A 26,056-nucleotide genomic window follows, 5' to 3' on the forward strand; every position below is an offset into this window, starting at 1 on the left:
AATCATGACAGCGGTCTTCGAGGTCACCGAATTGTCGCCGCACTCCACCACGGCTGCGGCCGAACTGACGTCGGTGACCAAATGGTACGGGCGCAACCGCGTGCTCGACGACGTCTCGCTGCGGGTCGGCTGCGGTGAGATCGTGGCGCTGGTCGGTCGCAGCGGCTCCGGCAAGTCGACGGTGCTCCGGGTGCTGTCCGGATTGGCTGGAGACCATACCGGCGAACGAAAGGTGCTGGGGGCGCCTGCGGTTGCCTTTCAGGAGCCGCGCCTTTTTCCGTGGCGGTCAGTGCGTGACAATGTGCTGTACGGCCTCACTCGGACCAAATTGTCCAGGGATGAGGCGCTTTCGCGCGTTGATCGGGCACTGGACGAGGTCGGCCTCGCGGATAAGGCACAGGCCTGGCCGCTGACACTCTCCGGTGGGCAGGCGCAGCGGGTTTCGCTGGCCCGCGCTCTGGTCGCGGAACCGCAGCTGTTGCTGCTCGACGAGCCTTTCGGCGCCCTCGATGCGCTGACCCGGCTCTCGATGCACCGCCTGCTGCTGAATCTGTGGGAGCAGCACGGCTTCGGAGTATTGCTGGTCACTCACGATGTGGACGAGGCGATATCGCTTGCCGACACCGTGCTGGTGCTCGACGAGGGCCGGCTGGCGCACACCCTGCGCATCCGCAATCCGCGTAAACCCCGGGGGAAGCATGACGCCGAAACCGAGAACCACCGAGGAGAGCTCCTTGCACAGTTGGGTGTTTAAGTCGATCGTCAGCGCGACCGCGGTGGTGCTGTCGTTGACGGCCTGCACCACCGGACGTGACGACAAGGGTGATGCCGCCGCGCCGGCGCTTGTTCCGCTGTCGGGGCTCTCGAATCTCACGCTGCGCGTGGGTGATCAGAAGGGCGGCACCGAGTCACTGTTGCGGGCGGCGGGGGAGCTGGACAATGTGCCCTACAAGATCGAATTCTCGACCTTTACTTTCGGTCCTCCACAGATCGAGGCGCTGACCGCGGGCAAGATCGACTTCGCCGTCACCGGGAACACGCCGCCGATCTTCGGTGCAGCCTCGAAGGCCAGGATCAAGGTGGTATCCGGGTACACAAACGATGCTTCCGGTGATCAGATCCTGGTTGCCGATGCCTCGCCTATCCGATCGGTGGCCGACCTGCGCGGCAAGAAGGTGGCCGTCGGTAAGGGCAGTTCGGCGCACGGCCATCTGCTGCTTCAGCTGCAGAAGGCGAATCTGACCATCAAGGACATCCAGCCGGTCTTCTTGCAGCCAGCCGATGCGTTCACCGCGCTGAGCCAAGGTCAGGCGGACGCCTGGGCCATCTGGGACCCGTACACGGCGCTGGCCCAGAAGCAGTTGAAGGTTCGCACTCTCGTCACCGCGACCGGCGTCTCGAACGGATACGGATTCGGGGTCGCCTCGCAGGTTGCCCTACGTGATGCTCAGCGCAACACCGCGTTGTCGGATGTGGTGCAGCGCATTGCGCGGGCCAGCGCATGGGCCAGGGCTCATCCTCAGGAGTGGTACGGAAAGTACGCCGCCGCGATAGGAATCGATCCGGCGGCGGGAGAGCTTGCGCAGTCGCGCAGCTTGCGGTTGCCGATACCGCTCAACGCGGAGGTGAGCGCCTCGGAGCAGCAGCTGGCGGACCTCTTCGCGCAGTCGGGTCAGATTCAGGGCAAGCCCACCTTTTCCGATTTTATCGACAGCCGGTTCGACAACGTGCTCAAGCAGTTCTTCACCCCTTCCCAATAACCCGCATTTTTCCTCACAAGGAAGGCAATTCCCTTGGCCGCGAAGTTTTTCTGGTTTCTCCCCACCAACGGTGACAGCCGTTCGATTGTGGGCGCCTCACACGCGTCGACGCATCACACAGTTCCGGAGGGGTATCGGGAACCCAGCCTGCGCTATCTCGGCGAGGTCGCACGTGCAGCGGACCGGCTGGGCTTCGAGGGGGTGCTGACCCCCACCGGAACCTGGTGCGAAGACGCATGGCTGACCGCGGCAGGGCTGCTGGATCAGACGGAACGGTTGAAGTTCCTGGTGGCCTTCCGTCCGGGCCTGGTTCCGCCGACGCTTGCCGCACAACAAGCGGCGACTCTGCAACGCTTCTCCAACGGCCGGCTGCTCCTCAACGTCGTCAGCGGCGGAGATGACGCCGAACAACGACGTTTCGGCGATTGGCTCACGCACGATGAGCGCTACGAACGTACGGGGGAGTTCTTGCAAATCGTCCGGGATATCTGGCGGGGCAGTCCCGTCGACTTTTCCGGAAAGCACTACACGGTGACCGATGCGCGGGTGTCGGAGCCGCCAAGCCCATTGCCGGAGTTGTACTTTGGTGGATCTTCTCCGGCGGCGCTGCCGATCGCGGCCGACCATGTCGACGTGTATCTGACCTGGGGTGAGCCCCCCGCTGCCGCCGCCGCGAAGATCGAGGCCGTGCGTGCGCTGGCGAAGGAACGCGGCCGCACCCTGCGGTTTGGTATTCGCCTGCACACCATCAGTCGCGATACATCGGAAGCGGCCTGGGCGGTGGCCAATTCGTTGGTCGGCGAATTGACCCCCGATCAGATAGCCAAGGCGACGGCACTGCACTCGAAGTCCGAATCCGAAGGGCAGCGCCGCATGACGGCCCTGCACGGTGGCCGCCTCGACAAACTGGAGATTTATCCGAACCTGTGGGCGGGGGTCGGCCTGGTGCGCGGCGGTGCCGGTACAGCGTTGGTCGGCAGCCACGAAGAGGTCGCCAACCTGATTTCCGAGTATCACGCGCTCGGGTTTGACGAGTTCATCCTGTCCGGATATCCGCATCTGGAGGAGGCCTACTGGTTCGCCGAGGGCGTGCTTCCATTGTTGAAGAAGCGGGGTGCACTCGCCGCCTAGGTCAGATGGGCACTGTCGTCGTCGAGATCGTTGCGGCGCAGTCCCATCGGGGTAGAGGCCGGCAGGTCACCGGCCGCGATCACCTGCCGGGTGACGGGGGTGAGGGATCGGAAGAGCGTTTCCAGTTCGGCATCGGTGAGGACATCGAGCACCGGTAGGAAGGCCCGGTCGGTTCGGTCTTCGATGTCGGCTTTCACCGCGGCGCCATACGGGCTGAGGCCACCCCCCTCGAGCAGGCCGCGCCGGGTCAGCTCTGCTTCGACCTCGCCCCATTCCTCCTCGTCGTAATCGCGGCTGCGCATGATGGTGTCCTTGGTGGCCCGCCCTGAGGCGACGTGGAACACGTTGGATTCGCGGCCGCCGATGCCGGCGGCGACCAGCGCGGCAACATGGCCGTCTCCGCGCTGCTCGCGAAGCAGTGTGGCGGCGTGCCAGAGCGCTGCCACGGGTTCGTCCGGCCAGGGAACGGTGGTGAGCGCCGCGTACAACGGACGGCCGGATGACGAGGCCTCGTGTGCGGCCCTGCCGAGCAGTTCGGCGGCAGTGCGCAGGTTTTCGTCGTCGGTCAAGCCATAGCGGCGCAACGCGGCGACGGCGCCGGCCTGCCGGACCGCCAGGGCCTGCGCGGGGCTGATGCTGTCCCAGGCGCCGTCGAGCGATTTGCGCACGCGGAAGGAGGCGAAGTTGTAGAAGATGGCCTGCACCACGCGGGCGTCGGCCCTACCCAGGGGTGCTGAGCGAGTGGCGAAGTAACCACGCCAGAAGCCGCGATATCCCAGATCCTCGACGGCGGCACGTGCCTCCGGGGCGAAGTAGACGATTCCGTGCACGGGCTCAAAGCGCTCGTAGAGCCGACGTGCCAGGACTGCTGAACGGGCCATGAATTCAGTGAACCACGCGCTGTTTCCAAGCCGCCGCAGGTGTCGGTGGGGGCTCGTAGGGTTGTGTCATGGGATTGAGTTTGGAAGAACGACAGGCATTTTTGGCTGAGCCCCATGTGGCGGCGATCTCGGTGAGTGCCGGGGTGGGCCGCGGCCCGCTGACCGTGCCGATCTGGTATTACTACACTGCGGGTGGCGAGCTGTGGATTCCGACCGGCAAGGGATCGCGCAAGCATCGGCTGATCGAGGCGGCGGGCCGGTTGACCCTCATGGTGGATCGTGAGCGGCCGACGGTGCGCTATGTCAGCGTGGAGGGCCCGGTGACCAAGATCGGGGCCCTGGCACACGACCAGCATCGGCAGGTGGCCGCGCGTTACATCCCGGAGGAACTGCTCGAGGGCTACCTCAAATACGCCGAAAGCTACGGTGAGCAGATCGCTGTGTACGTCTCGCCGGAGCACTGGCTCTCGGCGGACCTCGGCGGCCCGGAGAACTGGGGCTAGTTTCCGGGTGGGTCATCCGGTCGGCGGGGCATCGGGAAGGTCTCGGTTCCCGGGTCACCGGCCGGTATCACCGGCAGGGTGAGCGTTGACGGGTGCGCCGCATCGTGCAGGATTATTTGTGTCGCGGTGCGCAGCTCGGCATTCCGCCCGAACGGTGCGGCGGTGTTCGGATTCGGGGCGTACTGCGGAAAGTCGCTGCTGGAGATCTCCAGCCGAATGCGCTCGCCGGTGCGGAACTGGTAACTCACCGGCCAGATGTCGATGTGGTACTTATGGGGCTGGCCTATCGGCATCAGACGGCGCTCGGACAGGGATTGGGCCAAGGATGTGCGCACGATGCCGTTGTTGAGGTTCGCCGCTGTGCCATCGGCTTGCACGGCAACAAGTTTCGCGGTGAAGTCGGTGTCTGGCGCCGACGACGACGCCCATAGGTCGACACTGATCGGGCCGGTGATCTCGGTATTGGTGCTCAGTGGCTCGGTGGTGTACGTCAGCACATCCGGCCGCTGCTCCACGGCGCGCTGGTCGTAGCGGCCCTGCGGTGCGCTCTCGGCGGCGCAGCAGGAGTGTCCGCCGGCGCTCGGCACTGGATTGGCCGGGTCATAGAGATAGACATCGGGTGCGTCGTGCGCGGCAGCCGAGTCACGCAGTGTCCCGTTGTGCTGCGTGCCGCGCCCGCCAAGGTGGTATACGGTCCAATTCGTCTGAGGTAGGGGCCAAGCGGACGCGTGCTTCCAGCGGTTGGCTCCCATCAGGTAATAGTCGAGCCGCGGCGACTCGGTCGCTACGCCATTGTCCGAGCCCTTGAGGAAATGATCGAACCACGCTAGCTGCATTTCGTTGACGGGGCTGTTGGCGCCCGGCCCCAGTCCCTTCAACAGCGGTGACGGGCTTGATGATTCGCGCCCCCAGGCCAGATGATCCCACGGGCCGATGACCATGCGCTGATAGCGCCGTGCCCCCGGCGAACCGCCCCTGGCGGTCATGCCTGCGAAGTTCTCCAGACCCCCGCGTAGGAATGCGTCGTACCAGCCTTCGAAATGCAGCACCGGAACCGTGACATTCTGATACCGGTCCCTGATGCTCCAACGCTTCCAGTAGTCGTCCCGGGTCGAATGCCGGATCCAGTCGAAGTACCACGGAGCCACCCGGGGGTCTCCGGGTTGCATCGGTGGAAGATCCTGGTAGGGAAGGTGATTGAGCCAACGGCCGCGTTCGGCCGCGGCGGCCCGTAGCTGCTCCAGGGCAGCGAGGTCGGCCCGGTTCTTCGCCGCGGTGGTGGCGATCGTACCCATGGCCCACGGCTGCACGAACCCGAGCCGGAACGCGCCGCCCTCGTAGGTCCAGCCGTCGTAGTAGTCGGATGCGGTGTTGGAGGGGACGATGGTCGTCAGGTGTGGGGGAGTCGTGGTGGCGGCGAGCCATTGGGTCGCACCCACATACGACGAGCCGTACATGCCGACCTTGCCGGTGGCGCCGGGAAGCCCTGCCGCCCACTCCACGGTGTCATAGCCGTCGTCGCCGTCATTGCCGAACTCGGTGAAAATGCCGTCCGAAGTGCCCTGCCCTCGCACGTCCTGTACGACCACCAGATAGCAGTGAGAGGCGAACCAATCCGGGGTGCGAAATCGCGACGGCTGAATTTGTGCGGTGTCCTTGCCGTACTGAGTGCGCATCAAGATGACCGGCACCGGGTCTTTGAGCTTCGGGCGGTAGATATCGGCACGCAGGATGGTGCCGTCGCGCATGGTGGCGGGCACATCGGATTTCTTGGCGACCGCGCATGGGCCCCGGTCATCCGAAGGTGGCCATGAGTTGAACGTGGTGCCCTGAGCACACCCCGTGAGGACCAGGCTCAGCGTGATGGCGAATATTCCCAAACGTCTGGCCGATGCTGCGCACACCCAGAAAGGGTACCGAGGGCGGAGTTACCCGATAGATTCCCGGGATGACGGATCGAGTATCGCCACGACTCCCTAATGACATCCCCGCGCTGGGCATCTCTTTGGCGGCCGCCGCGGTAGCGGCGGGGGTGGGAGGGTTAGCGTCCGCGAACGCGGCGGCACAGTACGGCGTGCTCGCGCAGCCGTCCTGGGCGCCGCCCGCCTGGGTGTTCGGCCCGGTGTGGACGGTGCTGTACGTGCTGATGGGTGTCGCGGCCTGGTTGGTGTGGCGCACGCGTCCGCCGGTACCCGCCAGTGCGCTGACCGCCTACGGGATACAGCTGGTGCTGAACGCGCTGTGGACACCGCTGTTCTTTGGTCTCGGTTGGCGTGGTGCCGCGCTGGCGGAGATCGCCGTTCTGTGGATCGCCTTGCTGGTGACGATCGCGCTGTTCTGGGTTCGTAGTCGAGCCGCGGCTGTGCTGTTGTTGCCCTATCTGGTGTGGACTACGTTCGCCGCGTGCTTGAACTTCGCGGTCTGGCAACTCAATACCGCGGCCGTCTGAGCGGCGCTGGCCATCAGACCAGCGCCGGCTCCTGGTCCCGCTGAGTGAGGCCGTCAAGAAATTCCGCGGTGACGGCGGCGCCCGCCCCAGCCAGGGTCTTGGACGACAGCGGGTTCAGTGACCGCAGCACGAGCAAGTGCTCGCCCCAGCACGGTGTCAGTCCTGCCAACGGTGCGTGGGCGGCTGGCTTGTCCTGGGTACGCAGCGCGCACACCACCGTCAGACGCGGCGCATCGGTGGTGCCGGTGAGCTCAAGGGCCGTCCAGCGTTCGGGTAGCCCGGCGTCTCCGACATTGTCCAGCGTTTCGGACAGGTCGTTGTTCACCGCGACCCGGTAGGCGGCCAGGTAGCCATGGTCATCGCTCATACCACGCGAACCCTCCTTGGCCTCCGGGGAGAGCGGCTCTTCCGGAGCTTCCGTCGCGGTGACGTGCCAGCCCAGTTCGCGCAGGTGATCGGCCAGGCGCCGCGCCACGGTATCGGCGGTCTCACGCAAGGGGATACGAGCCGAACGTGCCTGCAGCGCGGTGAGGTTGTCCGCCGCGCTCAAGGTCAAGCTGACCCAGGTCCTGCTGGCGGCGCCATCGACATCAGTCGTGGTGATCCGGATCGACGAGCACCGTACGCCGTAGCGATCAAGGTAACCGGCCAGGAGGCCGACGGGTACGTCCTCACCGGACGGACTCGCCGTCAGCTCAAGGACGACCGTGCTACGCGCGTCGACACCCACGGCGACGACTGGTGCGGCGTCGGCGGGAGCCCGGCCGGAGACCCTGCGGGCCAGCATCTTCGTGAGCCGGCCGAGGATGTCGGTGAGGAAGGTGCCGCGCCACCACACCAGTAACACCAGCGCCAACACACCAGCAGTGATCGCGATCCAGCGGTCGGCTGGGTCGCGGCGGTAGAGCGCGAAAGCACCCGCGGCAACCAGCGTGGCGATCAGTGTCAGCCGCAGCGTTCCAGGCACGGGTGGTCGATAAAACGTGAACTTCTTACTCGCATGGGTACTCACTCAGTGCTCTCCTGTCTGCGACGCGCGCTGAGCGCGGCGACGACGACCACCGCGATCAGGCATACACCGGCGCCCAGGAAGGCGAGCCGCCGGGGAAGTGGATTTTCCGGGGTGGGAGGGGGCGGGGGGACGACCGCACGGGCGCCCGGGCCACTAGATGCGTTCCCGTCCGCGGGGACCTCCCAGGTAAGCGCGGCCACCGGGTCCACCGTTCCGGCTCCCACCAGATTGGACGGCGATCGGCCCGCGTCTCGGGCTGTTCTTTGCAGCCGCGAAATAACCTGCGGTGCAGTCAATTCGGGATAGCGGCTACGTACCAGCGCAGCCACACCCGCTACGTATGCTGTCGCATAGCTGGTCCCGAAGAGGGGCACCGGCTTTCCGTTCTGGCCAATCATGCCGTTGGCCAAACCGCCCTCAGCGTCGTTGGACAGCGAGGTCACGTTCTCGCCATTTGCCGCAATGCCCACCCAGGGCCCGGCCATGGTGAACTTCGACGGGCTTCCGTCGATACCCACCGAACCCACCGACAGCACGTACGGCTGCCACCAGGATGGCACCGATACCGACTCCACCCCAGACCAATTCCGTGGGTCGGCGCCCGAACCGGTCAACGGATTCTGTTGGCAGTTGGCGCTGCCGCCGCTGGTGTTGCCCGCGGCGGCCACGACGACCGCGTCCTTTTCGGCGACCGCATAGCGCAACGCCGCCCCAAGCGCGGCTTGGTCAATGGGCTTGGCCGCCGGAACGCACTCGGCCGAAGAAATGTTGATCACGCGGGCGCCGAGGTTTGCGGCATGCACGATGGACCGTGCCAGGGTATTGACGTACTGGGTAGCGGCGTTTGTGGACGGATCGCCTCCCGCGGTGAGTCGTGGGGAGAACTTGGAGGACTCCTGGCGGATCGAGATCAGTTTGGCGGCGGGCGCGATACCGGAGAATCCATCGGGCCCGGGCTGGGCACCGATGATTCCGGCCACCATGGTTCCGTGCCCGTCGCAGTCGGTGAGCCCATCCGTTGACTGGACATAATCGCCCCCGGGTTCGACGTGCAGTCGCGCACTGGGTTTGACGCCGGTGTCGATGATCGCGACGCTCTGCCCCTCACCGCGAGAAAAGCGCCACGCCTCCTCGAACTCTGGCGACGGCTTGCCGCTGGTGCCCGTGCCGGGCAGTAACACCGTGGTGCTGCACGCGGACGATTGCATGCCCGCGGTTGCGCTGGGGGACGAATCCTTGGGCAACGCGGCGGGATCTGCTTCCGGCTGAATCACTGCGCCGGCAACAGGGGCTGCCACGGGGGACAGCGCCAGTAGCGTTGCGGCGACGACACCGCCCAATGCTCTTCGCGCGCGCGGCGCATCGCGGATAAAATGTGTCATCGGTTGAGGATCCAGCTGAACAGTCCGGTGAGGTACGCGATGACCGGCAGCAGCGAGGCGTCGATACCCGAGGCGAGGAATCCGAGGAGCCGACGGCTGGGCAGTGAGTAGCTCTCCGCCTCACCGATTTTCGGGTTGAACACGACTACCGCCACCGCGGCGACCAGCAAGGCCAGCACGCCAAGCGCCACCAGGGCGCCGGTGTAGCGGTCTTCGACGGCGAAGATCACCAGCAGTGCGGTCGATACCAGGAAGGGAACCGCCAGCAGCCACGCCTTGCATACCGCCGAATCCCAGACTCGTGCACGCAGTGCCGCGCCAGCGCTTACCGCGGCTACCAGGTACCACGCCCACGGACTTGCCGGTGCGGCGCCACCCACCACGGCCAGCGATCCCAGGATGGCCAGAATCGAAGCGCCCGCAATGAATCCGCTCTGGTGGGAGTCACTCAACTGAACGCGACGCGGCAGATCCTTCAGAACCGACATCGCTGGAGCAGAGGGGGTCGCATCACCCGGAGCGGGGATGGTCGGCAGCGGGAAGCGCGCGGCGAAGGCTGACAGTTGGGCAGCACGCACGGTAACCAGCAGCGCCACGATGATCAGACCGCAGCCCACCACGAGCAGCGAGGGGTGCCACAGAACGTGGGCGCCCGCCGCACCGGCGATGCCCAGCGACAGCACCGTGGTCGCGGTGAAGAAGGCAATCAGCTGACGCGCCACAATCAGGTAGATCAGTGACCACGCGGCCACCCCGGCGGCACCGAGGAGAACACGCGGCGCCAGCCCACTACCGGGAACGGCGAGAGCAAGGGCGCCGGCGATCGGCACCAGCGCGGCAACCGCCAGCTCAGCTCCCAGGCGGGCAGAACGCACGTGTGCCACCAATGCTCCGATCGCGGCCGCCACCGCGACAACGGCCAAACCGGCGAGGCTCAACGACGACCCGGTGCGGATGCTGTGCACAATGGCCAGAATCGTTGCCGCTGCGATCAAGCCGAGGACCCCAAAGCGGCCGACCCGGGCAATGTGCTCTGCGCCCCACGGGCGCTTGCGTGATTCGGAGAAAATGACTGCTGCGTCCGCGATGTCTTCGACGATGCCGGGCGCCGCAGGTCCGGCAGGAGTCGGGCGCAGGGTCAGCAAGTCGCCGTCTACGACGCCCACGGTGTCCAGGGTCGCGTCGGCACTGAACGGCGCGCCATTCACCGGCGCCAGGCTGAGCCGTTGTGGGGTTGTTGCCTCGGTGGCGTCGGGGGCGACCATCCGGTGTACCGCGGGAATGATGTCGCGCATCGGCAGCTGAGTCGGCAAGGCGACTTCGGTCAGTTTTTCTTCACCGAGCACGGCTACCCGGACGATGGGCATCACGGCGTTGTCAGACATGGTGTTTCGTTTGACTCTCTCGATAGGGGGTGGGGCTCAAAAGGGAACTAATTACAGGGACAGCATCAATCGAAGTCTCGGGTCACGCGGGCATCTGGGAACCAGTGACCGTTCGGGAGCGTGGCCATCAACTGCTCGACGGCGACTGCGATCGCGAACGGCGCCCCGGGGGCGAAGGTGGACAGCCAGGTGCCATCACCCGCGCGGTGTGGGCTGACGAGGATTCGTCCGGCGCTGGTGTCGACCACACTGATGCCAACCTCTGAGGTCTGCTGGGTTGTGCTGTCACGTTGTCCGGCAACCACTTCAACGTAATTTCGGTTTCCGACGAACGCCGATTCCACCACATTCTGAGCGGCGGGGGGGACACCCAGGTATCCCATGACATCGGCCAGCGAGGCACCCGAACGCAGCTGCTCGTCGGCCTTGGCGCCCACATTGGTGGGCAGGGTGAACTCGGGGAAGCGCGCGGGCGCACGCCAACGCAGTCCCGCCACCACGCTGGGAACCAGCGCCGACGAATCGTCGGCATCCACGACGGTGAAGGTGATCAGGTGCGCGTTGCGCAGGGATACCACGGTTTGCGCGCGGCCCTGCGATTGCTTCCTCGCGATGATTCCTCGCATCACATCCGGATTTTCCGAACCTGCTGCGACATAACGTAGTTCGAGCCAACGGTCGGGGCGGCACACGGTGCGGATCCATCCTGCCACCGCAGGATCGACGGTGCCGTCCGGTTCGAGGATGCCGGCCCGGGTCAGTTCCTGGACGCGTTGAGCATTGAATCCGGCGCGCTGTGCTTCGTCTCGGAAGGGAACGGTGACCGCCAGCACCCAGGGAAAGGTGCCGGCGCTCAACGTGTCTGCGAGGAACCAGGCCTGATCGACCGTCAGCTCGACGGCATCCGGCGACCGGTTGGCCTGGTCCATCGCACGATCAGGTGCATGAGCACCAAGGGCGTTTATGCGCCCCACTTGGCTCCTTCGGCCATGTCGCGGGCGTTCATCGACAAGGTGTTGGTTTCGTGGGTGGAGCCCATGGCGCGGTAGGCGCGGATGAGTTCTTCCATGGCGGTGTTCCACTGGGCCTGCCAGGCGGCCTGGCTCATCGAGGTATCACCGTGCCAGGCCGCCTGCAGGGAGGCCTGCTGGGCGGCCAGGTCAGCACCCAGTGCGGTCAGCACCCCCGAGTAGGTGTTCATCTCACCGGCGTGGGCCAGCATCGCGGGGTAGTTGAAAGTAATCTGCGACATTTCTCTGTCCTGTCTGTTGGGGTTAGACGCCGACGTAACGGCTGGCGGCGGCGGCGTCCTCGGCCACATAGGTGGCCGCGGCATCACCGAGGTTGACCTGCGCGATATCCAGCAGCGCGTTGACCTTGGCCGCTACCTCCACAAACCGGGCATGAGCGGCCTGGAACGCCACCGAGGACTCACCCACATGAAACGCCTGCGCCGACAACGCCGCCGACTCCGCCTGCGAAATCGTCGAACGCATCAACGCCGTCTTGGCTGCGAAGGTGCCCTCGGCGGCCACCAGAGCGGGAATGTGTGCGTCAAGCAAACTCATAAGATGCTCTCCTTATTCTCTGTTACTTCGTCGTGTATTGCGTCGTACTTCTGTGGCGGATCAGGTGCTCGCCCCCCTTTCCCCGGGCGGCCAGTCCTCATCCGGTGCTGGCACGGAAGGGGCTCTATCGGGGTCTGGCTCGGGGTCGGTGCCCCAGCTGGTAGGAAGCATCGGCACGGTGCGAGTTCCGTCCATCTCCGAGGCGGCCTCGCGTTCGATCAAACCGGCCGCGCTTGTCGTCGATGTGGTCCGGGGGAGCGTGCCGGCGAAGCCAAGCTGTCCAGCCCCGCGGCCCGAGGCCCCGACTCCGGCGGTGTGCCGGGTCGCCGGCTCCGAAAAGTCCGGGTCCACCGGCGAGTTCATGTCCATGAACTGCGGTGCAGGATCTTTGATCCGGGCGCCGCGCTTGCGGCGCGCGCGTGAGCGTGCCGAGGCGGCAGCCGCGGCGGCGGCAGAGATTCCGGCCGCCGGCGCCTTGGCGCCGCTGCCCTCATTGAGCGTCGGCCCAAACCTTGCCGCCGGTGGATCCTCCTGCACCGCGTACACCATGTAAGCCGGTGTGGCGGCCGCCGCGGCCGGCGAAGCGGGTGCGTTGGCCGGTGTCGCCGGTGCGTTGGCAGGTGTGGCCGGTGCGCCACCGCCACCGGGCATTCCGCCCATCGCAAATGGCTGCTGCTGAGGTGAACTACGTTCCACTCGCGCCTGTTGCGGCGCGGGTTCGTCGGCGGGTGCATCGGCCTCGACTGGAACCGGATTAACCAACTGGGCCAAGCCCACCAAGAGTAGCGGCAGCCACAGTGGGGCCGACAACATGACGCCCCAGAAGGTGAACCCGAAGGGAATGAAGAACGCCTCGTATGCGATGAAGAACAGCAACGGGCCCCAGGCCACCAGCGCCTCAAGCGGATTACGCATGAAGTCCTGCAAGATCTTCTGCAGGGTGCCCAGTGGGTCGCTGAAGAATTCCTGGATCTGCCGCATGAGCTTGTCGAAGAAGCTCTCGCTGTCGTCTAGCGCCATACCGGATTCGGCGGCCTGTGCCTGGGCGGCCATGCCCGACATATCGGCCGACATGCGGGACATTTCGCCGCCGGGTGCCATGATCGTCGGGGCGGGCGGCGTGGGCGCCACCGATGTGACGGCGGCAGTCGAGACACCTTGGTAGACGCCCATGGTGGTGGCGGCCTGAATCCACATCCGGATGTAGTCGGCCTCGTTCAGCGCGATGGGAATGGTGTTGATACCAAAGAAGTTGGTGGCCAGCAGCACTCCGTGGATCATGTGGTTGGCGGCCAGCTCGGCCAGGGTGGGCATGGCCGCCAGGGCGGTGGTGTAGGCAGCGGCGCTGGTTTCGTGCAGCACGGCGTTGGTGGCGCTCATCGCACTCTGCTGGGTCAGCCAGGCCAGGTAAGGGGCGTGACTGGCAACGTATTGTGCCGCGCTGGGTCCCTGCCAGGACCCGGAGCCGGTGGCGGCAAGCAGTTGTGTCAGCTCCGTTGCGGCAGTGGTGTATTGCACCGAGAGCGCCTGCCATTGCGCGGCAGCGGCCAGCAGTGCGCCCGGCCCGGGTCCGGCGCTCAGCAGCGCCGAGTGGACCTCGGGGGGAGAAGCCATCCAAATCGGAGCCGACACCGGTGTTAACCCCGCGCGATCATGTACGCCGCGGCGGCCTGCATGTCCCCGGTGGTGTAGCTGGCCGCGGACTCCGACACACCGAGTCCGGCCCGGCCCAGCTCCTCGACGGCCTGGGCAGCCACACCGCTGTGCTCGATGCCGCGGGCGCTAAAGCCCGCCGCGGTTTCCAGCGACACCGGATCGGCCGCCGGGGGCACGACCGCACCGATCACCGGTGCGGCCGCGGCGTGGGCGGCGGCCAGACGCGCGGTGAGCGCCTCCACTGCCGCACTGGTGGCGGTCAGACCTTCCGGAACGACGTTGAGATTCATCGTGGGTACTCCCTTCCCTGAGCAGCATGCTCACTGACGAGTGGATTAACGGTCTGTACATACGTTGGAACATCGTTGTCGGACAACAAGATTCCGCGTCCTGCGGGCAGCCGCTCGAAGCGATGTCCGCGGATGCGCCCCCCGTCCTGCGGGCTGCCGCTGAGCATCAGGGTGTTGGCCTGCAACTCATGGAAGCGGCGCAGCATGGGGTTGGTCATCAGGATGTGGCCCGAACCGGTGGCCCGTGCGGTGATGATCACCCGTAGGCCAAGCTCGCGGGCCTCGGCGAGCAGCCCGGTGATCGGATTCCAGGGGCGCTGCCCGATGTAGGGACCGCTCACGGCAGGCGCATCGGGGATCTGGTCCACGTCATCGATGATCAGGTAGTGCCGCTGTGCGGTGACTCCGCGCGACACCCAACTGTGCAGTTCCTCTGGAGACAGCCCAGCCGGTGGTCGCCGCTTCTCCAGTAGGGCACCCAGGCCCAGCATCGCCGGGGTGATCCGATCGATGTTGGGGGTGTACTCGTTCTCCGGGAACAGCGGTTCGTCGACCAGATGCAGACGCCGGTCCAGGACGGTGAACGCCACCTGATCGGGTGTTGAGTGCTCGCGGACTGTTCGGATGATGTGACGCAACAGTGTTGTCTTGCCGGATCCGGTGTCGCCCAGCACCATCAAGAGCGGGTTGTGGGAGAAGTCGAGCGCCACCGGTGCCAGATCCTGTTCCCGCTGGCCGATGACAACTTGTTCGCGCCCCGGGTACAGCGGACCGATGGCGCCGGGTGCCAGGTCTGCCGGCAGCAGCCGGACGGCAGGTGCCTTGGCGCCGGGGTAGTTGGCGTTGACCGAATCCACCGTCTTGGCGTCGGAGGCGGCGAACAGGAAGTGCTCGGCTTGCATGGTCAGGCCGCGGCCCGGCTGATCGTGCGGAACGCTCTCGGCAGGCCGACGCAGCGCGCCCGGTACCCGCACATTGCTGTCCGCCGAGTCGTGCAGCTTGAGTTCGAGACGCAGCCCCAGCGAGTCGCGCATCGCCAGCGGCACTTCGATCCAGTTCGGTGTCGTGATCACGACATGGATGCCGTACGACAATCCGGCGTTAGCCAGCTCGGTGAGCCTGGCGAGCAACGGGTTTCGAGTATTGAACTGATCGGTGTTGTCACGGCTGAACGCGTACAGGTTGTCCACGATCAGGAAGGTCTCGCCGTAGCCGTCGTCCAGCGTGCGGTCGCTGTCACGCAAGGCACGTAGCTGGCTGACCGAGGCGATCCCGCGATCTCTGAACAATCGCTGCCGGTATGCCAGCAGCTGTTCCAGCTCGCCGAAGGTACGCCGGATGCGCTCGGGCTCGAGTGCGCTGGCGACGCTGCCGACGTGCGCCAGGCCGTCGAGTGCATGCAGCTGTCCGCCGCCGTAGTCGATGCAGTAGAACGTGACGTCGCGGGGGGAGTGCAGCGCGGCGGCCGAGAGCATGAATGTCTGCAGTGCCGTCGACTTACCGGACTTCGGACCACCGTGAATGATCACGTTCCCGGCCGCCGATGTCGCGTCGAAGATCAGTGGATCGCGACGCATCTGGAACGGCTTGTCGATTTCGCCGAGAGGCCAGCGTAGCTGTCGGGCCGGAAGTCCGGTCTCGTCGAGCACACTCGCCAGCGGTATCGCGGTGTCCAGTGGTGGTAGCCACAACTGCGGTGCGCGCGGCCCCACCTTGGCGAGCTGATCGCCAACGGTCGAGATCAGCTTGCGGGCCGGCTGGGCGGGCCGATCCGACCCGCCCTTGACGATCACCGTCGTGGGATCAGCGGCCACCGGCAGCGCGGTGAACTGCTTGGGCTGTGGGGTCGCCCGGATTTCCACGGTTGTGGTGGTTGACGGCGGTTCGTAAATACCGTCGACGTACGTGCTGCGGAACTTGATGGGAACCGCACCCGGAGCGGGCACCAGGAACCCAACACCCTTGTGGTCCTTGCCCGATTCGATGTGATAGGCGTCCTCGGTGCCGATGATTTGGCGAGAGGCGCTGGGGCTGGCGACCTTCAAGCCGATGCGATATGAGGTGTTCTTGTCGATGTCCTTGATCTTGCCGACGTCCAGGGTCTGCGACGCGAACAGGATGTGGATACGGAAGGAGCGGCCCTTGCGCGCGACGTAGTCGAACAGTTCGGCGTACTCCGGGTGGTCCTGGAGCATCAGGGTGAATTCGTCGGCAACGACGAAGAGCGTGGGAATCGGCGGCAGATCGTGTCCTGCGGCGATGGCCTCCTCATACTCACGGACCGAGTTGAAGGCACTGCCCTGCACATCGCGACCGGCCTGCTTGAGCAGGTTCTCGCGACGCGCCACCTCCCCCCGCAGCGTGTCGGCGAAACGATCTGCCAGAGAACGTTTTTCTGCCATGTTGGAGATCACGGCGACAACCTGCGGGAAGTCGCGGAAGATGTCGGCGCCCGCCTCACCCTTGAAATCGGCGTAGATGACGATCAGGCGGTCCGCCGAATGGGTCGCCAAGAGCGACAACAGAATCGACATGAGGGTCTGGGACTTACCGGAGCCCGTCATACCGATCATCAGACCGTGCGGCCCCATGCCGCCTTCGGCCTCATCCTTCAGGTCGAACATGAGCGGCTCGCCCGAGGATGTCACTCCGATCGGCACGCGTAGTTCCTCGTCGCGGGAGCGCGGCGACCACAGCGCGGGCACGTCCAGCTGGGAAGCATCCTCGATGCCCAGCAGCGACGTGAAGGTCGCGCCTCCGGTGGCAGCGGATCGCAGCCCGGGATGTGTCGGATTTGAGTCCCAGCGCGAGAGCCGACGGGCCACATGCGAAGCGGTTCCGATCGTCAGCTGATCGGCCTCGTCGATGTAAGGCTGCCAATCGTTGCCGTTCCACCGGGCGATACGTGCGCTTACACCGTTGCGGTTGACCTGCAAAACAGGGCGTTCGGGGTTTAGGTAGTCGGGCAGTTTGGTGGTGCCGTCGGCGCCATCGAGCCGCTGGATGACGGTGACTCCGTCCAATCCTGTCGCGGGAATCGGCGAATTGACGCCATTCAGGTCGTATGCCGGATCATCCAGGATGATCAGCAGGTGCTTGTGAGCGCCGGAGTCGGCGCCGAAGAGCTCGCGCTCGGTCAGCACCGGAGTGAGCGCCTCAAAGAGCTCGGCACCGGTGCGGCGCAGATAGCGTGCCGGACCAACGCCGTCGACCTCACCGCTGATATCCACGTGCGGAAGCCATTTGAGCCAAGACCATTCGGCGTCTTCCACACCGGGGCCCGCCATGGCCACCGTCAGTAGTGTCGGATCGTGGAAGGTAACGGCCTGCGCCACCCATGAGCGGATTGCGGCGCGAGCGATATCGTCGTCGCCGAACACCGTGATGCGCGAAACCTTGTTCAGATCAATACCGAGTGGGGCACTACGCACCGTACGCTGGGTATCCAGCAGACCACGCAAAGCGCTGTGGCTCACCGGCTCCAGATCGATCTCGTCGGCGATGTCCTTGACCCGCACCGGGCTGGCCAACGGCACGTCGTGACGTCCGGCGCGGACCACCAGGTAATCGTCATCGCCGGGATCGCGCTCCCATTGGCGGCGGCTGCCGGGGACGGTGGTCAGCTCCTCCGGATCCGGGTGCGACCATTCCAGCGCCTTGCGCTGCGCAGCCGCGTGGGTGCGCAGGTTCTCGCGCACCACCGACAGGTACCTCAGGTAGTCGGCGCGCTCGGCATCCACCTCCTCGGTCCGAACCTTGTCACCGCCGCCGCGGTACAGCGCCGTCGCGGCCAGCAGCAGCACGAAGGGGAAGAACAGGGTCTGGGGGGAGATGAGCCGGATGCCCGAGGCCACCAGCGCCACCACCATGCCGACGATCAGAATCACGATCACGACTGGCATGGCCCGCCGCAGGAAGGAGGGCGGCACCACCCGAGGCAGCTGCGGAGGCGCCTCGACGGTCACCGTGGCATCGGGTACTGCCGGGGGCGCTACGCGTCGATGGGGTTCGAAGATGAGACGGCTCAACGGGACTCCTGCGCATTCTGGGCAAGTTGGGTGTCGGTCTGGACGGGCACGGCCTGCCGATCGGTCGGGGTGAGGCTGTCGCGCGCCAGTAGGGCATCGGCGCGTGACAGCGACGGCCCGGAGGCGAACAGATCCAGAATTGACGAGGGAATGGTGAGTGCCGGCTTGTGCAAGCCGAGAGCCTCAAGGGTCTTGTCGCCCTCGGCTTCGGTGTCGATGCCATAGCGGACTCCGGTGTCGGATATCCACTGATATCCACCGCGGCCACCCGGCTGCACCAGGTACCCGGTGCCGGGGGCGATGGCTACCCGCGTGGGTGTGGCGGCGGGGGAGATCAGCTGCACGGTGTGGACCGAATCTGAAAGGGGCAGAACGGAACCCGCAAGCAGTGACCACGAATCGGCGGTGGCGTCGGCAGTTCTGGTGAACCGTGTGCACAGCACCGGATCCTCGTCGGCGGCCAGCGGCTTAACGGCGACGTTCGGGAACACGCGAGTATCGATCGCCGACGATGTCGGCAGGTGCGCGATCTGATCGGCGGTCAGCCGTGGCGGCTGCTCCAGCCCGTAGGAGTTGGCGTTGCGCAGAGCCGAGGCGATGACCGGTGAAATCTGTTGCACGCCGTCGGTAAGCACCGCGTAGTGCACCGGAGTGTTATCGGTCGAGTAGCTCACCAGCACCGAGCCGATGGGTGCCGCAACCGGTAGCGGGTAGGAGGTGGGCGCCCCGGCCCCCGCGATAGCGGGGATCACGAGTGCCGGAGCCTCGGGTATGGCGTTGAGCAGACGAGTGGTGACAGGACGCACCGCGGGCGGCGCCGTGAAGCCGAGGGCGCTCGTGACGGCGACATCTCCGAGATTGAGGGCACTGCGCTTACCGTCCCACAGCAGCCAGGTGCCGGCCTCGGAGGACACCACGGCGGCGCGGTCGCGCGGTAAGTCGGCGGCCTTGTCGCCGTCGGTATCCAGCGGGCCGGCGATGACCGTGACGCTGCGGTTATCGGTGCTGGTTTGGCCGGCCTCGCACACCGCCCAGGCGGCGTCGGTGGCCTTGGCCTGCACCATGCGTTCCGGGGCGCCCGGAATGCCGATCAGGTTGCCGCGTGGGAACTTGTCGAGTTGAGTGCTCTTGACCATGGTCGGGTCGGCCGCCTTACCGGCAATCAGGCGAGCCGAGGTGAGGTTGAGCACCGGGTGCAGGTTGTCACCAACACGCACATAGAGCGCGGCCGTGGAACGGTCGGCCAGAATCGGGTCGGTTCCGGCGATACCGGACGGCCGCAGCAGGCTGAACACGAAGCATCCGACCAGGCCGGTGACGACGACGACCGCCCCCATGCCGAAGGCGCGCGATTGGGTGCGCAGCGGATCCACGAGCATCCGGGCATCGTGCAGCGCTACACCGGATGCGATGCGCCGCATGACAAATCGCCACCCGGTGACCTGATGGCCGGTAACGAATCCGCGGCGGTACTTCAGCGGTTCGGGGTTCTCGCTGGCCGGAGTGCGTGACGCGAAGGCCCGGCGCTCGGAGTTCGCGTTGTTGTCTCGATTGTCGCTCATTTCTTGACCGACGCCCCCGAGGCCGAAAGTCCAAGGCCGGCGACGATGGCCTCGACAGAGGCCCGCACATCTTCGACGGTGACCGTCATAAGGTCGTCATCGCTGAACTCTTCTGCGCCTGAATTATCAAGGCGGTGTTCACGTTCCTCCTCGGAGCGTTCAACAACGTTACGAACGAAACGGCCGTTACCGGCCACATCGATGCTGCGGCGTGCGATACCGCGGGTATCCGGAGCCTCCGCGGCGCACATCGCGGAGAAGGCGGTGAGCAGCTCGGCCTCCGCGCCCTCGTCGAACTTGCTGTCCCGAACAGACGCCATCGCCGCGGCGATCTCGACGAGTTCGGACGGTGCGTATGAAGGGAAGTTGATTGATCTCGTGAAACGAGAGCGCAGACCTTCGTTGGTATCCAGGAACTGATCCAGCTCTGCGCGGTACCCGGCGACGATCACGACCAAACGGTCGCGATCGTTTTCCATCCGGGCCAGCAGGGTGTCGATGGCCACCAAACCGAAGTCGTTCTTGGCGCCGGTCGATACCAGGGCGTACGCCTCATCGAGGAACAGGACGCCATCCAGAGCACTGTCGATGACGGCGTTGGTCTTGGCCTCGGTCTCACCGATGTGCTGCCCGATGAGATCGGCACGGTGTACTTCGCGGACATTCTCGCGCTTGAGAAGGCCCAGGCCACAATAGATCTTGGCGACCACGCGGGCGATGGTGGTCTTACCGGTGCCGGGAGGACCCGCGAACACCAAGTGATGCGTGCGGTGACCGACGGCGAGCCCGCGGTCCTGACGGCGCAACGCCATTGCCACCGAACTCTTGAGTCGGGCGACCTGGTCCTTGACCTGTTCCAGACCGATGAACTCGCTGAGCTGCTGCTCGGCCTCGGCCAGCAGGATCGCCTTGCGCTCATGGGCCTCGGGATCGATGAAGTCCTCTTCGCTGGGTTCGGTTTCGGGGTCCCAGGGGTCGGTGCGAGCGGCGATGCGGGCGGAGGTCGTGGTGTGCAGTCCTACGCTCGGATCGGTGAGCGCATGCTCGATCTCGGCGTTCTCCGGATTGGCGGCATACAGATCCTGAAGCACCTCGGTAGCGGTCTCCTCGTCACCGTGGTGGCGCAGATTCAGAGCCTTGGCGAGAGCACCATCGGTCGCCGCCACTTCGATTGGGCCACTGGGGTCTTCGAGGTAGGACAGTGCAGGATTGACCATGCCGAGCTTGGCGAGCGCGATGCCCAGGGTGATCCGCACGGCATGGGATGTCGTGGGGTCCAGCGACTCATCGGTGACCACGGGAGTCAGCAGCGAGACCACATCGGCCCACCGCTGGGCCCGGTTCTGCATGGCGACGGCGACCCACCGGGCGTTGAACCACCCCGGGCGCCGCGCGGTCACGGCGGCGATCAGCTCGTTGGCCTTGTCGTACTCACCCTTGTCCACGAGTGCCGCCGCGTAGGCCAGGTGATAGTCGTCGGGGCCGCCGGCGCGAAACTCGAGGTACAGCCCGGTGTCGTAGGTGAAGGTGAGGTCGCCGGGATGCAGGTTGACCGCATGCTGGAGGTGACCCGCGGTGGCGGTGGTCTCTGAGATGGCTTCCAGGACGTCGACGGTGGCACCGCCGGCGGCCGCGAGGCCGACCCACACATCACACTGGTCTTGAGCGGTACGGCACAGCGACGTGAAGCCATAGCGCGCTGCCGGCAAATCGGCGGGACGCCGCCTGTCGTTGACGGAGAGGCCTAGCGCCCGACAGCACGTCGCGAATCGGCTCTCCAATTCGGGGTCGATGCGCGTCGCCGAGGCCACATCCTGGGCCGCCCAACCGCGCTGACCAACTCGTTCACGAATATCCACTTACAGCCCTTCACCCGATCGACACGCTCGCTGATTGGAGTAGTCGGCTCGCGAACGTGATTGGTTCCTGACGTAGCTCGCTTGAGCTGTCAGCAAATTTTTGACAGATCGCCTGCTGCTGCCGGCGTATGCTCCGTGATGTTGGAGATGGTTAAGCCGGTACTCCAGATCGAGGGCCGAGCATCGCGGTGTGACTGCCGCCACACCCGGGCGTTCGAGTTGACCAACTCGCTCGCGAGTACTCATCTACCGCCTTTATTCATGGCACCGTTGCTTGTTCGGCAAGAGATTAGCATTCCCTTACCTAAGTGTCGATAGCTAACCCTAGCCTTATTCTGAGGGGCATAGTTAGGCTAGCCTAAACTAATCGCTACGGTGACGAATCGAGGGTGTGTAATGCCGAACACAGTGACGCAACCGACACGTGGATGGCAGGGAGCCGTCCTCAAATTGTTCCGAGTCGGCGACTACCAGCTAACAGTTACGGGGCGTAGCGAACTGACGGATCACTATGTGCGAATCAGCTTCGCGGCGGGTGGGTTGCTGCGCCGCCGTGAAGCTCACCCCACTATGTGGATCCGGTTGTGGTTCTCGGACGGGGAGAAGCTGCATCAACGTGCATACACACTGGTCAACCCCGATTCGGTGGCTGATACCACCGATATCGAATTCGCATTGCACGACGGGCTGGCCGCGGATTGGGCGCGGACGGCGCGCAGCGGCGACACCATCGAGGGGACCGTCCTGGGCAGTAGCTTCGCGCTCCCGGAACCGTCTCCTCGCGGCTACGTGATCGTTGGCGACACCGCATCGCTACCCGCGATCAACTCGCTGCTCGCGGCGATCGGGAACCGCCCGGCCACGATATTTCTGGAAGCCGCCCATGAGAGCGACAAGACGCTACCCGTCGCCCGCGAAGTGGTCTGGGTAGATCGCGACGGCGGTCTACCGCTCGTCGACGTTGTGCGTGCCGCGGCCTTCGACGCCTCGGGATACTTCGCGTGGGTCGCTTGTGACACCCGGACCACCCGGCACGTCGCTCGTGTCCTCAAGGACGACTACGGCATCCCGCGCCGTTCGATGAAGGTCCAGGCCTACTGGATGGCATAGGGCCGGCGGCGCACCCGATCCGTTCTACGAGGCAAGCCGCAGATGCGGCATCTGCCGGCCGGCAGTGTCCACGATCGTGGTGACGGTGCCGAACCGATCGGTGGCGCGCCGGCACACCTCGCGGAGCTGCCGGGGGTCGGTGGCATCGGCTGCGATGGCCATCACCCGATCGGCGTCGTAGCCATGAAGCATCTTGGTGAGGTCGGAGGCGTGCCGCGCGCAGATGACGACCCGGTGCCCGTTGCGCACCAGTATCTGGACGACCTGGCGGCCGTTGGGAGCGTCGGCGTTGAGGACGACGACCACATCCTGGTCCGGGTTCGCGTGGATCTGCATGCCTCCATTGAGCCAGCGATTCCTGGAACCAGGATGTGAGCGTCATGTGGATTGGTTGGATGACCTCAGCGGTTGGTTGAATTCACGTCGAGTCCGCGATTGGTCATGCCCTCGTGCGCCGCCGGTAGGACTGAGCCGTCTTCCGAAGCCCCTCCGGGGACTGGTCACCCCAAGATCGCAGCATCGCGCGGTTGGCCAGCACCACCTCATGTGTGGCGGCGATCCGCTGGGACTCGTACGCGGACAGCCCGCCCGCGGGATCGCCGGGGTGTCCGGCCAGCGCCACCGCCAGGGCGCGGGCGTCGACAACGGATTGCGATCCGCCGTTGGCGCCCAAGGGGTACATGGGATGTGCGGCGTCACCCAATAGGGTGACTCGATCGCGGCCCCAGTGCGGCAAGGGGTCGCGATCGACCATGGGGTACTCCACGACGTATTCGGCACCGCGAATCATCTTGTCGAGGTCCAGCCAGCCGAAATCCCAGCCCGGGAAGTGATCGAGTACCTCATCGGCGGTGGCGGGGTCATTCCATCGTGCTCCGGCGGGCAACTCCCCGGCGGGATTGGTGCGCGCGAGGGCTACCCAGTTCACGGTGCGATCGCTGATCGGGTAGGCGATGAGTTCGTGATCGGTGTCGTCATGCGCGACGACCATGGTCTTCCCGGTGAGGAACGGGCCGACATCCGAGGCGCCGCGCCACATCCGCACCCCCGACCAGTGCAGCCGATCTGCCGGATGTAATTGCGCGCGGATCGCCGAGTTCACGCCATCGGCGCCCACCAGGACGGCCGCTTCGATGTCCCCGGTAGCCGTGCGCACCCGCACACCGGCCTCGTCGCTCTCGAAGCCGAGAACCCGGCTAGCTGTTCGAACTGCCTGTGGGCCAATGCGTTTCCGCACCGCATCGAGCAGCATGAGTTGCAATCGTCCGCGATGCACCGAGATCTGCGGGTGCGGGTAGTCGCCTGCCAGGCCCCGCGGTTCGGTGAACAGCACGGTGCCGTGCTTGTCGCAGAACCGGATCTCGGTGGTGGCGATTCCCATGCGGGTCAACCGTTCACCCAACCCAAGCTCGGTCAGTACACCCACGGCGTGCGGCAGCATGTTGATGCCGACGCCGAGCGGTTTGACTTCACGCGCGCTCTCCAGCACCACCACCTCAAAACCCGCGGCGTGCAAGGTCAGGGCCGACGCAAGGCCGCCGATGCCGGCCCCGGCAACCACGATCGATGTCTTGTCTGTGCTCATATGTTCCAGCATCGGAGGAGGCGGTTCAGAAGTCCAAGATCTATTGGTTAGTAGACCTATAACCTGTACTTATGGAGATTCACCAGCTGCGCTATCTGCTGGCGGTGGCCGACACATCGAGCTTCACGAAGGCGGCCGCCGCATTGCATGTCGCCCAACCCGGCGTGAGCGCCCAAATCCGGCTTCTGGAACGCGAACTGGGGCAGGACTTGTTCGATCGATCGGGGCGCCAAGTCCGGCTTACCGATGCCGGCAAGGCGGTGATTCCCTACGCGCGAGCCGCGCTCGCCGCTGTGGACGGTGTGCGTGAGGCGGCTGACGAGATCGGCGGACTCATCCGGGGGCATATCGCATTCGGAACCGTGACATCACACGGCGCAGATCTCTCCTCATTGCTTTCGGCGTTTCATCGTGACCATCCCGCCATCTCGATCACCCTCACCGAAGCCGGGTGCGAGGAGCTTGTTGCCGGGCTGCGCGAGGGCCGGCTGGACGGAGCGATCGTGGCCCTGGGGGCACAACGGCTCGCGGGGCTGGGTCTACAAGTCATTGACGACCAACCCTTGGTGGCGGCGGTCGCGGCCGATGATCTGTTGGCGACACGGCGCACGATCACGCTGCAAAGATTGTGCGAGCACACCCTGATCTGCCTGCCCACCGGTAGTGGCGTTCGGTCCATCCTGGAGTCCGAATGCCGGTCGCTCGGGCTCAGCCCGAATGTGGCCTTTGAAGCGAGTTCGCCGCGAGCCTTGGTAAGTCTCGTAGAACAGGGCCTCGGCATCGCGGTGGTGCCTGCTCCATACGTGCGAAACCGGGCCGGGGTGCTGGCATTGGACATCCGGCCCGCGCTGCGCGGGCGGCTGGCATTGGCATGGCGCCTTGACGGTCCGGTCGGTCCGGCGGCGCGCGCCTTTCTGGAGCGCGCTCGCGCCGTTCTCTGACCGCGGTTCCGATCACCCTGAATGCAACCCGGCGCCGGACGCCATGGTGGCGCAATGGCCCACTCGGGGTGGTGCGCAGCAGGTCGCAGGTGGTGTGCACCGGCGCATTGGAACGGACCTGACAGATGTTCATTTCACCCAGCAGGTAGCCGCTGAGCAGGCCTTTAGCGTGTGGGCGAGGTTGATTCACGTCAGGAGGAGTCGTGGCCGCTGCCGAGCCCACACCGTTGCGCCGCCCGCGTGCCGATCAGGCGCGGCTGGTCGCCGACGTGTTGCGTCATCAGATTCACGCCGGTGGCTACGCCGAGGGTGGTCTGCCGAGCGAGCACGCGTTGGCGGCCGAGTTCTTCGTCTCACGTAACACCGTGCGAGAGGCGCTGACCACGCTCAAGGACGAGGGCCTCATTGAGCGGGGGCCCCGCACCGGAACCCATGTCGCGTTGCGCAAGTACGAACACGGGCTGGATGCCCTGCTTGGGCTCAAGGAGACCTTCAAGGGCTATGGCGAGGTGCGTAACGAGGTGAGAGTCATCCAGGAGGTAAACGCCCCGCCCGCTGTCGCCCATAGGTTGCGGCTGGATCCGGGCGCGCGCGTCATCTTCATCGAGCGCTTGCGCTATCTGGGTGATCTCCCGCTGAGCCTGGACAAGACCTATCTCACCCCGGACGTGGGAGAGGCGGTCATCGAGCATCAGCTGGAGACCAACGACGTGTTCGCGTTGATCGAACGCGTCACCGGGCGCCGACTGGGCTCGGCCAACCTCGCGCTGGAAGCCGTTGCCGCGGACTCGCACTCGGCCGCGACGCTGCAGGTGCCCGATAGTGCTCCGCTGCTGCTCCTCGAGCGATTGACCCATCTCGACGACGGAACCCCCGTCGACCTCGAGTACATCAGAATGCGTGGGGATCGAATCACCTTGCGCAGCAATCTACTAAGGGATATTTGAGGATTCT

The 26,056-nt window shown here is 65.5% G+C and carries 23 protein-coding genes; 8 read left to right on the forward strand and 15 right to left on the reverse strand.

Going from position 1 to position 26,056, the window contains the following annotated elements; translation table 11 throughout:
* The first annotated feature begins 4 nt into the window (after nucleotides 1-4).
* The 3 genes from MAB_RS11310 to MAB_RS11320 are packed head-to-tail and all read left to right on the forward strand — an operon-like array spanning nucleotide 5 to nucleotide 2,891.
* The gene (locus MAB_RS11310) at nucleotides 5-754 is read left to right on the forward strand and encodes an ABC transporter ATP-binding protein (protein ID WP_005080061.1); all 750 of its coding nucleotides are present in this window, start codon (nucleotides 5-7) and stop codon (nucleotides 752-754) included.
* Nucleotides 699-1,760: an ABC transporter substrate-binding protein gene (locus MAB_RS11315; RefSeq protein ID WP_012296523.1), complete on the forward strand. Its 1,062-nt coding sequence runs from the start codon at nucleotides 699-701 to the stop codon at nucleotides 1,758-1,760. Before MAB_RS11310 ends, MAB_RS11315 begins: the two co-directional genes overlap by 56 nt.
* A 33-nt stretch (nucleotides 1,761-1,793) precedes the next feature.
* A complete protein-coding gene (locus tag MAB_RS11320; RefSeq protein WP_005080059.1) occupies nucleotides 1,794-2,891 on the forward strand; it encodes an LLM class flavin-dependent oxidoreductase in 1,098 nt (365 codons plus the stop codon).
* Here the strand turns inward: MAB_RS11320 and MAB_RS11325 are convergent.
* Nucleotides 2,888-3,772 (reverse strand): SCO6745 family protein, encoded by an 885-nt coding sequence (locus MAB_RS11325; RefSeq protein WP_005086484.1) that lies wholly within the window; start codon nucleotides 3,770-3,772, stop codon nucleotides 2,888-2,890. The genes MAB_RS11320 and MAB_RS11325 overlap by 4 nt on opposite strands.
* A 68-nt stretch (nucleotides 3,773-3,840) precedes the next feature.
* Between MAB_RS11325 and MAB_RS11330 the strand changes: the two genes are divergently transcribed.
* Nucleotides 3,841-4,275: a pyridoxamine 5'-phosphate oxidase family protein gene (locus tag MAB_RS11330; RefSeq protein ID WP_005080057.1), complete on the forward strand. Its 435-nt coding sequence runs from the start codon at nucleotides 3,841-3,843 to the stop codon at nucleotides 4,273-4,275.
* On the opposite strand, the gene MAB_RS11335 is transcribed toward MAB_RS11330, so the two are convergent.
* A complete protein-coding gene (locus tag MAB_RS11335) occupies nucleotides 4,272-6,149 on the reverse strand; it encodes a CocE/NonD family hydrolase (protein ID WP_025269720.1) in 1,878 nt (625 codons plus the stop codon). The genes MAB_RS11330 and MAB_RS11335 overlap by 4 nt on opposite strands.
* A gap of 74 nt (nucleotides 6,150-6,223) precedes the next feature.
* Between MAB_RS11335 and MAB_RS11340 the strand changes: the two genes are divergently transcribed.
* Complete coding sequence (locus MAB_RS11340) at nucleotides 6,224-6,724, forward strand: TspO/MBR family protein (RefSeq protein WP_005092308.1); 501 nt, start codon at nucleotides 6,224-6,226, stop codon at nucleotides 6,722-6,724.
* A 13-nt stretch (nucleotides 6,725-6,737) separates the two neighbouring features.
* On the opposite strand, the gene eccE is transcribed toward MAB_RS11340, so the two are convergent.
* The 11 genes from eccE to eccA form a co-directional block, all read right to left on the reverse strand.
* The gene (gene eccE, locus MAB_RS11345; protein WP_005110729.1) at nucleotides 6,738-7,736 is read right to left on the reverse strand and encodes a type VII secretion protein EccE; all 999 of its coding nucleotides are present in this window, start codon (nucleotides 7,734-7,736) and stop codon (nucleotides 6,738-6,740) included.
* Nucleotides 7,733-9,118, reverse strand: a complete 1,386-nt coding sequence (gene mycP, locus MAB_RS11350) for a type VII secretion-associated serine protease mycosin (protein ID WP_005110731.1) — start codon at nucleotides 9,116-9,118, stop codon at nucleotides 7,733-7,735. The genes eccE and mycP overlap by 4 nt, the downstream gene beginning before the upstream one ends.
* Nucleotides 9,115-10,503, reverse strand: a complete 1,389-nt coding sequence (gene eccD, locus MAB_RS11355; RefSeq protein WP_005080050.1) for a type VII secretion integral membrane protein EccD — start codon at nucleotides 10,501-10,503, stop codon at nucleotides 9,115-9,117. Before eccD ends, mycP begins: the two co-directional genes overlap by 4 nt.
* Nucleotides 10,504-10,568: 65 nt before the next feature.
* On the reverse strand, nucleotides 10,569-11,432 hold the full coding sequence (locus MAB_RS11360; RefSeq protein ID WP_005122576.1) for an ESX secretion-associated protein EspG: 864 nt from the start codon (nucleotides 11,430-11,432) through the stop codon (nucleotides 10,569-10,571).
* Between the two features lie 32 nt (nucleotides 11,433-11,464).
* Nucleotides 11,465-11,755, reverse strand: a complete 291-nt coding sequence (locus MAB_RS11365) for a WXG100 family type VII secretion target (RefSeq protein ID WP_005062633.1) — start codon at nucleotides 11,753-11,755, stop codon at nucleotides 11,465-11,467.
* A 22-nt stretch (nucleotides 11,756-11,777) separates the two neighbouring features.
* The gene (locus tag MAB_RS11370) at nucleotides 11,778-12,071 is read right to left on the reverse strand and encodes a type VII secretion system protein EsxS (RefSeq protein ID WP_005058926.1); all 294 of its coding nucleotides are present in this window, start codon (nucleotides 12,069-12,071) and stop codon (nucleotides 11,778-11,780) included.
* A 60-nt stretch (nucleotides 12,072-12,131) separates the two neighbouring features.
* The gene (locus MAB_RS11375; protein WP_005110738.1) at nucleotides 12,132-13,703 is read right to left on the reverse strand and encodes a PPE domain-containing protein; all 1,572 of its coding nucleotides are present in this window, start codon (nucleotides 13,701-13,703) and stop codon (nucleotides 12,132-12,134) included.
* A 5-nt stretch (nucleotides 13,704-13,708) separates the two neighbouring features.
* A complete protein-coding gene (locus MAB_RS11380; RefSeq protein WP_005091736.1) occupies nucleotides 13,709-14,017 on the reverse strand; it encodes a PE family protein in 309 nt (102 codons plus the stop codon).
* Nucleotides 14,014-18,045 (reverse strand): type VII secretion protein EccC, encoded by a 4,032-nt coding sequence (locus MAB_RS11385; protein ID WP_005110740.1) that lies wholly within the window; start codon nucleotides 18,043-18,045, stop codon nucleotides 14,014-14,016. The genes MAB_RS11380 and MAB_RS11385 overlap by 4 nt, the downstream gene beginning before the upstream one ends.
* The gene (gene eccB / locus MAB_RS11390) at nucleotides 18,042-19,607 is read right to left on the reverse strand and encodes a type VII secretion protein EccB (RefSeq protein ID WP_005110742.1); all 1,566 of its coding nucleotides are present in this window, start codon (nucleotides 19,605-19,607) and stop codon (nucleotides 18,042-18,044) included. The genes MAB_RS11385 and eccB overlap by 4 nt, the downstream gene beginning before the upstream one ends.
* Complete coding sequence (gene eccA / locus MAB_RS11395) at nucleotides 19,604-21,466, reverse strand: type VII secretion AAA-ATPase EccA (protein ID WP_005091869.1); 1,863 nt, start codon at nucleotides 21,464-21,466, stop codon at nucleotides 19,604-19,606. Before eccA ends, eccB begins: the two co-directional genes overlap by 4 nt.
* A gap of 396 nt (nucleotides 21,467-21,862) precedes the next feature.
* On the opposite strand from eccA, the gene MAB_RS11400 reads away from it, so the two are divergent.
* A complete protein-coding gene (locus MAB_RS11400) occupies nucleotides 21,863-22,576 on the forward strand; it encodes a siderophore-interacting protein (RefSeq protein ID WP_005110745.1) in 714 nt (237 codons plus the stop codon).
* 24 nt (nucleotides 22,577-22,600) lie between these two features.
* Here MAB_RS11400 and MAB_RS11405 read toward each other — a convergent pair whose 3' ends face one another.
* Together MAB_RS11405 and MAB_RS11410 are read right to left on the reverse strand one after the other, a co-directional pair.
* A complete protein-coding gene (locus MAB_RS11405; protein WP_005086073.1) occupies nucleotides 22,601-22,912 on the reverse strand; it encodes an SDR family NAD(P)-dependent oxidoreductase in 312 nt (103 codons plus the stop codon).
* 103 nt (nucleotides 22,913-23,015) lie between these two features.
* Nucleotides 23,016-24,173: a flavin-dependent oxidoreductase gene (locus tag MAB_RS11410; protein ID WP_005091867.1), complete on the reverse strand. Its 1,158-nt coding sequence runs from the start codon at nucleotides 24,171-24,173 to the stop codon at nucleotides 23,016-23,018.
* Nucleotides 24,174-24,232: 59 nt separating this feature from the next.
* On the opposite strand from MAB_RS11410, the gene MAB_RS11415 reads away from it, so the two are divergent.
* Both MAB_RS11415 and MAB_RS11420 read left to right on the forward strand, forming a co-directional pair.
* Nucleotides 24,233-25,102 carry a LysR family transcriptional regulator gene (locus MAB_RS11415; protein ID WP_005088772.1) on the forward strand — a complete coding sequence of 290 codons (870 nt, stop codon included), beginning with the start codon at nucleotides 24,233-24,235 and terminating at the stop codon, nucleotides 25,100-25,102.
* A gap of 203 nt (nucleotides 25,103-25,305) precedes the next feature.
* Nucleotides 25,306-26,049 carry a GntR family transcriptional regulator gene (locus MAB_RS11420; protein WP_005091866.1) on the forward strand — a complete coding sequence of 248 codons (744 nt, stop codon included), beginning with the start codon at nucleotides 25,306-25,308 and terminating at the stop codon, nucleotides 26,047-26,049.
* Nucleotides 26,050-26,056: the final 7 nt, after the last annotated feature.

It is taken from the genome of Mycobacteroides abscessus ATCC 19977 (assembly GCF_000069185.1).
In the GTDB taxonomy this organism is placed as follows: Bacteria; Actinomycetota; Actinomycetes; order Mycobacteriales; family Mycobacteriaceae; genus Mycobacterium; species Mycobacterium abscessus.